General features: G+C 69.3%; 11 protein-coding genes and 1 pseudogene. 6 read left to right on the top strand and 6 right to left on the bottom strand.

Going from position 1 to position 10,403, the window contains the following annotated elements; all coding sequences use genetic code 11:
- The 3 genes and pseudogenes from F3J10_RS36425 to queG form a co-directional block, all read right to left on the bottom strand.
- Positions 1-253 (bottom strand): annotated as a pseudogene (locus tag F3J10_RS36425) (hypothetical protein); the annotation flags it as partial.
- Positions 253-720 carry a methylated-DNA--[protein]-cysteine S-methyltransferase gene (locus tag F3J10_RS31730; protein WP_124094549.1) on the bottom strand — a complete coding sequence of 156 codons (468 nt, stop codon included), beginning with the start codon at positions 718-720 and terminating at the stop codon, positions 253-255. The gene F3J10_RS31730 and the pseudogene F3J10_RS36425, both read right to left, overlap by 1 nt.
- 125 nt (positions 721-845) lie before the next feature.
- Positions 846-2,063 carry a tRNA epoxyqueuosine(34) reductase QueG gene (gene queG, locus F3J10_RS31725; protein ID WP_025101708.1) on the bottom strand — a complete coding sequence of 406 codons (1,218 nt, stop codon included), beginning with the start codon at positions 2,061-2,063 and terminating at the stop codon, positions 846-848.
- Positions 2,064-2,080: 17 nt separating this feature from the next.
- Here queG and tsaE point away from each other — a divergent pair, with 17 nt between their 5' ends.
- Positions 2,081-2,635: a tRNA (adenosine(37)-N6)-threonylcarbamoyltransferase complex ATPase subunit type 1 TsaE gene (gene tsaE / locus F3J10_RS31720; protein WP_167243753.1), complete on the top strand. Its 555-nt coding sequence runs from the start codon at positions 2,081-2,083 to the stop codon at positions 2,633-2,635.
- A complete protein-coding gene (locus tag F3J10_RS31715; RefSeq protein WP_167243752.1) occupies positions 2,617-4,149 on the top strand; it encodes an N-acetylmuramoyl-L-alanine amidase in 1,533 nt (510 codons plus the stop codon). The genes tsaE and F3J10_RS31715 overlap by 19 nt, the downstream gene beginning before the upstream one ends.
- 86 nt (positions 4,150-4,235) lie before the next feature.
- Here F3J10_RS31715 and F3J10_RS31710 read toward each other — a convergent pair whose 3' ends face one another.
- Positions 4,236-5,108 (bottom strand): EamA family transporter, encoded by an 873-nt coding sequence (locus F3J10_RS31710; RefSeq protein ID WP_205194355.1) that lies wholly within the window; start codon positions 5,106-5,108, stop codon positions 4,236-4,238.
- A gap of 124 nt (positions 5,109-5,232) precedes the next feature.
- Between F3J10_RS31710 and F3J10_RS31705 the strand changes: the two genes are divergently transcribed.
- Together F3J10_RS31705 and trxA are read left to right on the top strand one after the other, a co-directional pair.
- The gene (locus tag F3J10_RS31705) at positions 5,233-6,114 is read left to right on the top strand and encodes a pirin family protein (protein WP_166916224.1); all 882 of its coding nucleotides are present in this window, start codon (positions 5,233-5,235) and stop codon (positions 6,112-6,114) included.
- A 73-nt stretch (positions 6,115-6,187) separates the two neighbouring features.
- Complete coding sequence (trxA, locus tag F3J10_RS31700; protein WP_025101703.1) at positions 6,188-7,036, top strand: thioredoxin; 849 nt, start codon at positions 6,188-6,190, stop codon at positions 7,034-7,036.
- Positions 7,037-7,208: 172 nt separating this feature from the next.
- Here the strand turns inward: trxA and tcdA are convergent, their stop codons facing one another.
- Positions 7,209-8,063, bottom strand: coding sequence for a tRNA cyclic N6-threonylcarbamoyladenosine(37) synthase TcdA (gene tcdA, locus F3J10_RS31695; RefSeq protein WP_166916222.1), 855 nt, complete (start codon positions 8,061-8,063; stop codon positions 7,209-7,211).
- Positions 8,064-8,207: 144 nt separating this feature from the next.
- On the opposite strand from tcdA, the gene pdxH reads away from it, so the two are divergent.
- A complete protein-coding gene (pdxH, locus tag F3J10_RS31690; protein ID WP_166916220.1) occupies positions 8,208-8,852 on the top strand; it encodes a pyridoxamine 5'-phosphate oxidase in 645 nt (214 codons plus the stop codon).
- A gap of 132 nt (positions 8,853-8,984) precedes the next feature.
- Complete coding sequence (locus tag F3J10_RS31685) at positions 8,985-10,205, top strand: cyclopropane-fatty-acyl-phospholipid synthase family protein (RefSeq protein ID WP_025101700.1); 1,221 nt, start codon at positions 8,985-8,987, stop codon at positions 10,203-10,205.
- An 8-nt stretch (positions 10,206-10,213) separates the two neighbouring features.
- Here F3J10_RS31685 and F3J10_RS31680 read toward each other — a convergent pair.
- Positions 10,214-10,403, bottom strand: a 190-nt coding sequence (locus tag F3J10_RS31680; protein WP_167243751.1) for a hypothetical protein, incomplete at its 5' end; no start/stop codon positions are given.

The raw sequence follows: 10,403 nt of genomic DNA, 5'->3' as shown, positions 1-10,403 counted from the left end.
CCCAGGGCGTCAGCGCGAAGTGCTCGGCGGCGATGTCGTCGAGCGTGGGGATCGGTTCGCCGTTGATGGCGGCGTGGGCGGTAGGGGGAGCGAGAGTCGACATGGCGGCGGGCGGGGCACCCGCCGCACCACGGCGCGCGTTCACTTCAGTCGGATTCGCCGCCGCGGCCGCATCCGACGCAGGCGCCGTCTCGCTCGCGATTGCCTCGCCATCGGCATCGACGCCGGCCACCTTCCCCATCTTGCGCACCATCAGTAACGAATCCCTTCATGCGCCAGCAGCCAGCGCTTGATCTTCAGGTAATAACCATCCTCGTCCTGGTTCGCGAAACCGCCGATGCCGCCCGAGGCGACCACGCGATGGCAGGGAATCACCAGCGGGAACCAGTTCGCGCCGCAGGCCTGCCCGACCGCGCGCGGCGCGCTGCCGATGCGTTTGGCGATCTGGCCATAGGTCGCCACGGTGCCCGGCGGCACCTCGCTGATCGCCTGCCAGACGCGCTGCTGGAACGCCGAGCCGACTTCGGCCAGCGGCAGCTTGAAGCGCGCCGAGGCGCGCTCGAGATAACGATCGATCTGCCGCGCGACGCGCAGCGCCAGCGCATTGTCGGGATCGATGCTGCGCACCGACTCGGGCACGTAGACGATCTCGCGCACCCTGCCCGCCTCGGTGCGGATGCCGATCTTGCCGAACGGCGCGTCGATCACGGCGTTGAACATGCTTCGCTCCTTCGATACGGCGGTGGCCCGGGCCGCGCGACCGTCACGCTCGATTTCTCTTTCCAGGCGCCAGGTACCCCAGGCGCCACTTTACGCCGCCATGACGAATCCCGGCAGCGCGCCCTTCAGGCAGCCTGCAGCGCCCATTCGACATGCTCGCGCACCAGCTCGGACGCATCGTCGGCGCGCGCGGCGAGCGCCGCGACGATGGCCTCGCGCGTCTCGTCGCCGAGCCGCTCGCGCGGCGCGCGCAGCGCATTGCCCAGCCCCACCGCGAGATTGCGCAGCCAGCGCTCGTGGCCGATGCGGCGGATCGCGCTGCCCTGCATGCGCTCGTCGAACTGCTCGGCGCTCCAGCCGAACAGGTCCACCAGCGAGGCGCTGCCGAGCCCGTGGCGCACGTCGAAATCGGCCACCGGCGCCGGCTGCGCGAACTTGTTCCAGGGACAGACGAGCTGGCAGTCGTCGCAGCCATACACGCGATTGCCGATCAGCGGGCGCAGCGATTCCGGAATACTGCCTTTCAGTTCGATCGTCAGGTAGGAAATGCAGCGCCGCGCATCGACGCGAAACGGCTCGACGATCGCGCCGGTCGGGCAGGCGTCGATGCAGCGCGTGCAACTGCCGCAATGCGAGCCGGGGGTTTCGGGCGCCGTCGCGGGGCTGGTTTCGGCATCGGTCGGCAAGGGCAGGTCGACGAAGATCTCGCCGAGGAAGAACAGCGAGCCGGCATCGCGCTGCAGCAGCAGCGTGTGCTTGCCGCGCCAGCCGGTGCCGGCCTTCTGGGCGAGCTCGACCTCGAGCACCGGCGCCGAATCGGTGAACACGCGATAGCCGAACGGGCCGATCTCGGCCTCGATGCGCTCGGCCAGGGTCTGCAGCCGATTGCGCAGCACCTTGTGATAATCGCGGCCGCGCGCGTAGATCGACACCACGGCGGCGGCCGGATCCTCCAGCCGCGCCAGCTCCCGCGCGCGCCAGCCGCCGCCCGCCGAGGCCGCGTCGGCGGCGGCCGTTTCGGCCGGCAGATAGGCCAGGCGCGCCGAGATCACGCGTAGCGTACCGGCCACAAGTTCGGCCGGGCGCGCGCGTTTCATGCCGTGTTTGGCCATATAATCCATTTCGCCGTGGCAACCGGCTTCCAGCCAGGCGGCGAGCCCCGCTTCGGCATCCGAGAGATCGGTATCGCTGATGCCGATCGCCCCGAAACCCAGTTCGCGCCCCCAGGCCTTGATGCGCACGACCAGCGCATCCAGCGCCGCATCGTCGAGGCGGCGCGGCGCGGCGCCCTCGCGTTGCGTCGAGGGCGCGTCCATCATGGCGAGTTCCGGTTTACGGTTCATCGCGCTATTTTACGAGAATGCCCGCGCAGCCCAGCCATCCGATCCACGCGATCGTCCCGTCCGCCCCGCTCGCCGAGCGCCAGTTCGCGCTCCCCGACGAGGCCGCGACGGCCGCCTTCGGGTTGCGCTTCGCCCAGGCGCTCGACGCGGTGCGCGCCGAACGCCTCGCCGCGAACGCCTTCGGCGGGTTGCAGATCCAGCTGCTCGGCGATCTCGGCGCCGGCAAGACCACCCTGGTGCGCGCCGTCCTGCGCGGCCTCGGCCATGCCGGGCGCGTCAGGAGCCCCACCTACACGCTGGTCGAGCCGTATGCGCTCGAACGCGCCGATGGGGAACTCGCGGTGCATCACTTCGATCTCTACCGATTCAGTGATCCGGCCGAATGGGCGGACGCGGGCTTTCGCGAATATTTCAATGCCGGCGCGATCTGCCTCGTCGAATGGCCGCAGCAGGCAGGCACCCTGCTCGGCGTGCCGGATCTCGTGTTCGCGCTCGATGTCGACGGCGAAGGCCGCCGCCTCGTGGCGCGAGCCTACAGCGCATCAGGAAACGCATGTCTCGAAAGATGTTGATCAAACCGTTCCGGTCGATCGAGTCGGCCGCCACCACGACTCACAACTGGCGCCGCCGCAAGGTGCTCTGCGCGGGCGCCTCGACGCTGGTGCTGGGGCTGGTCGCGCCGCGCCTGGCGCAGGCCTCCTCGGTGCTCGGCGTGCGGGTCTGGCCCGCGCGCGACTACACGCGCGTGACGATCGAATCGGACCAGCCGCTGCAGGCCGCGCAGCAACTGCTGCAAGGCCCCGACCGGCTGGTGGTCGATCTCGACGGGCTCGACCTCGACCAGGCGCTGCGCGACCTGGTCTCGAAGATCGCGCCGAACGATCCGCAGATCCAGTCGGTGCGCGTCGGCCAGTACCAGCCGCACGTGGTGCGCATGGTGTTCGACCTGAAAGGCTCGGTGAAACCGCAGATGTTCACCCTGCCGCCGGTGGGCACCTATCGCTACCGGCTGGTGTTCGACCTCTACCCGGCTGTCGCGCCGGACCCGCTGTCCGACCTGATCTCGCAGACCGAACGCAAGGAGCAGCAGCTCAACGATGCGGTGCGCGCCCAGCAGGCCCAGCCGCCGCAAGCCGCGCTGAACGGCCCCGGCACGCCACCGCCCGCGGCCGGCGACAACAGCGACGCGTTCTTCCAGCGCTTCGCGCAGAATTCGCCGAACTCGCCTGCCTCGCCCGCTTCGCCCGCGGCACCGGCCGCGCCGAAGCCGACGGTCAAGCCGCCGCCGGTGATCGCCAAGCAGCAGGACGATGACGACGACGGCACGCCCGACACCTACGCCTTCACCAACCCGAAGGGCGGCAAGAACGGCACGGTGCGCCTGCTGACGGTGGCGATCGACCCGGGCCACGGCGGCGAGGATCCGGGCGCGATCGGCGGCGGCGGCACCTACGAGAAGCACGTCGCGCTCGACATCGCCAAGAAGCTGCGCGCCAAGATCGACGGCGCGCCGAACATGCGCGCGATGATGACGCGCGACAACGATTTCTTCGTCCCGCTGAACGTGCGCGTGCAGAAGGCGCGGCGCGTGGGCGCCGACCTGTTCGTGTCGATCCACGCCGATGCCTTCACCACGCCGCAGGCGCACGGCTCCTCGGTGTTCGCGCTGTCCGACCACGGCGCCACCAGCGCGGCCGCGCGCTGGATGGCGAACAAGGAGAACTCGTCGGACACGATCGGCGGGATCAACGTGAAGACGCAGGACGTGTCGGTCAACCGCGCGCTGTTCGACATGTCGACCACCGCCCAGATCCGCGACTCGCTGCGCTACGGCAACTACGTGCTGCGCGAGGTCGGCGGCATCAACAAGCTGCACAAGGGCTCGGTCGAGCAGGCCGGCTTCGCGGTGCTGAAGGCACCCGACATCCCCTCGATCCTGGTGGAGACCGCCTTCATCAGCAATCCCGACGAAGAGAAGCGCCTCAACGACGACGCCTATCGCGAGCAGATGGCCGACGCGATCTTCCGCGGCATCAAGCGTTATTTCGCGGCCAATCCGCCGCTGGCCAAGAGCCGGATGGCCTGAGGCGGCCGTCCGCCTTCGCCGCCGGCATTCGGCCCGTCACACGCCTCGCCTTCGCGCGAGGCGTTTTTCATGGCGCCCCGGGCTCCTCAGGCGCCGCGCCGCGCGAGCCGCCCGCCGAACACGTTGACCACCAGCCCGCCCATCACCAGCGCGGCGCCCAGGTACTCGGCCGCGCTCATCTGCTCGCCGAGGAAGAAGGCCGAGGAGGCGATGCCGACCACCGGCACCAGCAGCGAGAACGGCGCGACCTGGGCGGCCGGGTAGCGCGACAGCAGCCGGCCCCAGATGCCGTAGCCGACCAGGGTGGCAACGAAGGCCAGGTAGACCACCGCGAACACCGAGATGCCCGACAGCGAGGCCAGCGCGGCCTCGATGCGCGCCGGCCCCTCGAAGGCCAGCGACAGCGCGAAAAAGGGCAGCGGCGGCACCACGCTGCCCCACACCACCAGCGGCACCAGCTCGACCGGCCCGATCCGCTTGGTGACGATATTGCCGAGCGCCCAGGCGGCGGCCGCGCACAAGGTCAGCGCGAAGCCGGCCGTGGTCATGGCGCCGCCGCCCTGCACGGCGATCGCGGCCAGCCCGCCCGCGGCGATCGCCAGCCCGAGCAGGTTCCAGGCGCGCACGCGCTCGCCGAGGAACACCCGGGCGAAGCCGAGCGTGAAGAAGGCCTGCGCCTGCAGCACCAGCGAGGCCAGCCCGGCCGGCATGCCGACCTGCATGGCGGTAAACAGGAACACGAACTGCGCGAGCAGGATGGTGGCGCCGTAGAGCAGCAGCATGCGCCACGGGATGCGCGGGCGCGGCACGAAGAACACCGCCGGCACGGCGGCCAGCGTGAAGCGCAGCGCGCCGAGCAGCATCGGCGGCACGCCGTGCAGGCCGAGCTTGATCACCACGAAATTGACGCCCCAGGCGACGATCACCACCAGCGCCAGCAGCAAATCCTTCCAGGCCATCATCGCGACGTTTCCTCCGTGATCGCGCAAGCAACGGGCGCCAGTCTACCGGCATCCGCCGGCAGGCGCGCGCCCCGCGAGCCCGATACAATGGGCGCACCCCAAGTCCGCCCCCATCAAGATCATGAGCGAATCGATCAAAGCGGTCCTGAAACCGCATATCCGCGACATCGGCAATCTCCAGGTGCGGCGCGTGCTGCCCGCGATGGCCGCGCGCCTTGTCGGCCCCTTCATCTTCTTCGACCACATGGGCCCGGCGGAGCTGCCGCCCGGCACCGGCCTGGACGTGCGCCCGCATCCGCATATCGGCCTGGCCACCGTCACCTACCTGTTCGAAGGCGCGATCCTGCATCGCGACAGCCTCGGCTCGCTGCAGGCCATCGTGCCCGGCGACGTGAACTGGATGACGGCCGGGCGCGGCATCGTCCACTCGGAGCGCACGCCCGAGGACGTGCGCGAACGCGGCCAGACCATCCACGGCATCCAGACCTGGGTGGCGCTGCCGCTCGAGCACGAAACCACCGAGCCTTCGTTCGAGCATCACCCGGCGGCCAGCCTGCCGAAGCTCACGCGCGACGGCGTGGCGCTGACGGTGATCGCCGGCGACGCCTTCGGCGCGCGCTCGCCGGTCACCACCTTCTCGCGCACGCTCTACGTGGCGGCCGAATTCGCGGCCGGCACCGTGCTCGGCTTCGACGCCGAGCACGAGGAGCGCGCCGTCTACCTGGCCCAGGGCGACCTGACGATCGACGGCCAGCCGCTCGAAGCCGAGCAGATGGCGGTGCTGACGCCGGGCCAGGCCGTGACGCTGGCCAGCCGCGACGGCGCGCGCGTGATGCTGCTCGGCGGCGCGAAGCTGGCCGGCGAACGCTTCATCGAATGGAACTTCGTGGCCAGCACGCGCGAGGCGATCGAGGCGGCCAAGCTGGCCTGGACCGAGCAGCGCATGGGCAGCGTGCCCGGCGAGACCGAGTGGATCCCGCTGCCCGAGCGCAAGCCGCGCTGAGCGGCCGGCGCGGCGCATTGAAACAACGGGCTTCGGCCCCAACTACGCGATATTTCCGACTCACGAGGACCACATGGACACCACGCTCGCCACTTTCGAACGCGACGTCATCGAAGCATCGCTCGACGCGCCGGTTCTGGTCGATTTCTGGGCGCCCTGGTGCGGCCCCTGCAAGACCCTGGGCCCGATGCTCGAACGGCTCGAGGCCGATTACGCGGGACGCTGGAAGCTCGTCAAGGTCAACGTCGACGAGAACCAGGAACTGGCCGCGCATTTCCAGACGCGCAGCATCCCGCACGTGATCGCCTTCGCCGACGGCCGCGCCGTCGACCAGTTCGTCGGCGTGCTGCCCGAAGGCCAGTTGCGCGCCTTCATCGACCGGCTGCTGCCCTCGGGCGAGGAAGCCGAGCGCCGCGCCGCGCAGATCGCCTTCGCCGAGGAGCGCTACGAGGACGCGGTGCGCCACCTGCAGGCCGCGCTCGCGCTCAATCCGGGCCAGGACGACATCCGCCTCGACCTGATCGAGCTGCTGCTGGCCGTCAATCGCGTCGAGGCCGCGCGCGACGAGGCCACGCGCCTGTCGCCGCAGACCGTGAACGGCGTCGACCCGCGCTACCACGCGATCAAGACGCGCTTCGACGCGCTCGACGCGGCCGTCGAGCTGCCGCCGACCGATGCGCTGGAGCAACGCATCGCCGCCGACGCCAACGATCTCGAGGCGCGCTTCGACCTCGCGCAGATGCTGATCGCGCATCGCCAGTACGAGGGCGCGCTGGTGCAGTTGCTGGAGATCGTGCAGCGCGACCGCGGCTTCAAGGACGACGTGGGCCGCAAGACCATGGTGTCGGTGTTCGAGCTCGCCTCGGACCAGCCGAACCTGGTGGCCGCCTGGCGCCGCAAGCTCAGCGCGGCGCTGTATTGAGCCGGCTGGCGCGATACGGTAGCGCCACCGCAAGAAAACACGGGCGCGGGCCGATCAGGCCCGCGCCCGTTTCATTTGGCGCATCCAGCGCCTCCGGAGCACGATCCGCCGCGCTCGCGGACACAATCTTTCGGATTGCCTACAAAACGCGAAATGCGCGAGAGGCGGGCGTTCAGCCCCGCGCGGCGATCGCCTTCAGCGCATGCGCGGCCGCCGCGAACCCGAAGCTCGCCGTCACGCACACGCTCGAGCCGAACCCCGCGCAGTTGAGCCCGGCCGGGCCGCCCGAGGCGGGGCCGGCCGCCGCCTCGTCGTCGATCTCGCAGGCAGCCGCCTCGGGATAGATCAGCGGTTCGTCCGAATAGACGGCGCTGACCTTGAACTTCGCCTTCGGCCCGCGCGGGAAACCGTGCTGCTTGCGCAACTGCGCGCGCACCTTGGAGAGCAGCGGATCCTGGATCGTCAGCGCCAGGTCGTCGATGCGGATGCGGGTCGGGTCGAGCTGGCCGCCCGCGCCGCCCACCGTCACCAGCGGGATGCCGCGCTCGACGCACCAGGCGATCAGGGCAACCTTGGTGCGCACGCTGTCGATCGCGTCGATCACGAAATCGAAGCCGCCGCCGAGCAGGGCCTCGAAATTGTCGGGCTCGGCGAACTCCTCCACGCAATGCACGCGGCAGGCCGGATCGATCAGCGCGATGCGCTCGGCCATCGCCTCGACCTTGGCCTTGCCGTAGTTGCCGTCCAGCGCGTGCAACTGCCGGTTGGTGTTGCTCTCGGCGACATTGTCGAGATCGATCAGCGTGAGCTGCCCGATCGCGCTGCGCGCCAGCGCCTCGACGCTCCACGAGCCCACCCCGCCGATGCCGATCACCGCCACGTGGGCGCGCTCGAAGGCCGCCAGCGCGGCCGGGCCATAGAGGCGCGCCACCCCGCCGAAGCGCCGCGCGCGGTCGGCTGCGTCAAGCTGATTCGACGGGCTCGGGGTAAGATCGTGAGGCGTTGCGACGGCGTCGATGCGGGACATGCGTAGGTAAGCGAAATGAAAGCGGAACAGCCGCGAAGCGCCTATTTTGCCTGATCGTCGCAATGCCGGTCGGCCGCGACACCGCAACGCAGGATTTTGTTTCCTTGGCTATACTGGCCCCAGATTGAAGCGTTCGCATAAGAAATGACCTCTCTCGCCGATCTCCGCATCAACTACTCGCGCGCCTCGCTCGACGAGGCCGACGTCGCATCCGATCCCATCCGTCAATTCGACAAATGGTTCAAGGAGGCGCTCGACGCGCAACTGCCCGAACCGAACACCATGACGCTGGCCACCGTCGACGCCGACGGCCGCCCCTCGGCGCGCATCGTGCTGATCAAGGGCGTGGACGAGCGCGGCTTCGTGTTCTTCACCAACTACGAGAGCCGCAAGGGCCGCGAGATCGCGCACAACCCCCATGCCGCGCTGCTGTTCTACTGGATCGAGCTCGAACGCCAGGTGCGCATCGAAGGCCGCATCGAGAAGACCAGCGCCGCCGAATCCGACAGCTATTTCGCCTCGCGCCCGGTGGGCTCGCGCATCGGCGCCTGGGCCTCGGAGCAGAGCGCGGTGATCGCCAACCGCGAGGTGCTGGAGGCGCGCGAACGCGACTTCGGCGCGCGCTACGGCGAGAACCCGCCGCGCCCGCCGCACTGGGGCGGCTACCGGCTGGTGCCGGAGGCGATCGAGTTCTGGCAGGGCCGGCCCTCGCGGCTGCACGACCGCCTGCGCTACTTGCGCGATCCGGCGGGCGCCGACGCCTGGACCATCGAGCGGCTCTCGCCCTGACCTGATTCGCGCCGCGTGACCAACCCACGGCGCAGCTCGTGTTTCGATTTGCATGTCGGCCCGCCGCCTCGACGCGACGGGTCAGTACGAAGACTTGGCTGTATTCGTTTCAACGGACAACGGAGAATCCTCATGTTCTGGGAAAAGAAGCTGGCACAGTGGGCAGACGAAGTACGGGAAAAGGCGAACCTTCCGGCGCGCCTCGTCCTGTGGAATGGAGACCAGCACGATTTCGGCAACTTCAGCGCGCCGGCGGTGACGCTGAAGGTCAACCACGCCTCGGCCCTGCCGCTGTTGCTCGACCCGAGCCTCGACAATCTCGGCGAGGCCTATGTGAAGGGCAAGATCGATATCGAGGGGCGCCTGCCCGACATCATCAACATCGGCTACTCGCTGGCGCGCAGCACCGTCACCAATGCGAGCAAGCTGGCGCGCGTCACGCGCTACTTCACCCACACCAAGAATTCGGACAAGAAGGCGATCCAGTATCACTACGACGTCTCGAACGATTTCTACCGGCTGTGGCTGGACGAGAACATGGTCTATTCCTGCGCCTACTTCGAGACCGGCGACGAGGACCTGGCCACCGCCCAGATCAAGAAGATCGACCACATCCTGACCAAGATCCAGCTGCAGCCGGGCCAGCGCCTGCTCGACATCGGCTGCGGCTGGGGCGCGCTGGTGCTGCGCGCGGCGCAGAAGTTCGGCGCGCACTGCGTGGGCGTGACGCTCTCGCAGAACCAGTTCGACCTCGCCACCGAGCGCGTGCGCCGCGCAGGCCTGGAGAACCAGATCGAGATTCGCCTGCAGGATTACCGCGACGTGGACGGCCAGTTCGACCGCATCACCAGCGTCGGCATGTTCGAGCACGTCGGCCGCAAGAACCTGCCGGGCTACTTCACCAAGGTGCGCGAGCTGCTGGCCGACGACGGCGTGGCGATGAACCACGGCATCACCTCCTCGGACGCGGACAGCGGCGAAACCTCGCTGGGCGGCGGCGAATTCATCGATCGCTACGTGTTCCCGGACGGCGAGCTGCCGCACGTGAGCCTGGCGATCGAGGCGGCGCAGCGCGGCGGCCTGGAGGTGGTTGACGCCGAGAGCCTGCGTCGGCACTATGCGCGCACGCTCGACATCTGGACCGAGAACTTCGAGGCCAAGGCCGACCAGGCCCGCCAGCTCGTCGACGACGAGAAGTTCCGGATCTGGCGCGTCTATCTCGCGGGCTGCGCCTATGCCTTCGAGAACGACGACGTGTCGATCTACCAGCTCGTCTGCCGCAAGGCCGGCCGCAGCGCGAAAACGCTGCCCTGGTCGCGGCGCTACATGTACGAGAACCCGCTGCCGCGCTGACGGCAGCCTCAAGCGAACGGCCATGCATGGGTGAAGGCAGCACGCGGCGCGATCCCGCGCGAACCACGACGCAGGATGACGCGCCGCCGCGCGAGGCCGGACAGTTCGACCTGTTCGGCGAGCCCTTGCCCGATGCCGGCCAGCCGAGCACCGGCGCGCCCCCGCGCGCGCCGCGCGGCAGCCGGCGCGGTGCCGCCG

It is taken from the genome of Burkholderia sp. Cy-637, from assembly GCF_011753175.1.
Lineage (GTDB): Bacteria > Pseudomonadota > Gammaproteobacteria > Burkholderiales > Burkholderiaceae > Burkholderia > Burkholderia gladioli.
Note: the sequence above shows the minus strand (reverse complement) of the source record. Positions and strands in the feature narration are given on the sequence as shown.

Excerpts from the sequence above, each read along its gene's own strand:
- F3J10_RS31730 (WP_124094549.1), bottom strand. The coding sequence starts at position 720 with ATGTTCAACGCCGTGATCGACGCGCCGTTCGGCAAGATCGGCATCCGC.
- queG (WP_025101708.1), bottom strand. The coding sequence starts at position 2,063 with ATGAACCGTAAACCGGAACTCGCCATGATGGACGCGCCCTCGACGCAA.
- tsaE (WP_167243753.1), top strand. The coding sequence starts at position 2,081 with ATGCCCGCGCAGCCCAGCCATCCGATCCACGCGATCGTCCCGTCCGCC.
- F3J10_RS31715 (WP_167243752.1), top strand. The coding sequence starts at position 2,617 with ATGTCTCGAAAGATGTTGATCAAACCGTTCCGGTCGATCGAGTCGGCC.
- F3J10_RS31710 (WP_205194355.1), bottom strand. The coding sequence starts at position 5,108 with ATGGCCTGGAAGGATTTGCTGCTGGCGCTGGTGGTGATCGTCGCCTGG.
- F3J10_RS31705 (WP_166916224.1), top strand. The coding sequence starts at position 5,233 with ATGAGCGAATCGATCAAAGCGGTCCTGAAACCGCATATCCGCGACATC.
- trxA (WP_025101703.1), top strand. The coding sequence starts at position 6,188 with ATGGACACCACGCTCGCCACTTTCGAACGCGACGTCATCGAAGCATCG.
- tcdA (WP_166916222.1), bottom strand. The coding sequence starts at position 8,063 with ATGTCCCGCATCGACGCCGTCGCAACGCCTCACGATCTTACCCCGAGC.
- pdxH (WP_166916220.1), top strand. The coding sequence starts at position 8,208 with ATGACCTCTCTCGCCGATCTCCGCATCAACTACTCGCGCGCCTCGCTC.
- F3J10_RS31685 (WP_025101700.1), top strand. The coding sequence starts at position 8,985 with ATGTTCTGGGAAAAGAAGCTGGCACAGTGGGCAGACGAAGTACGGGAA.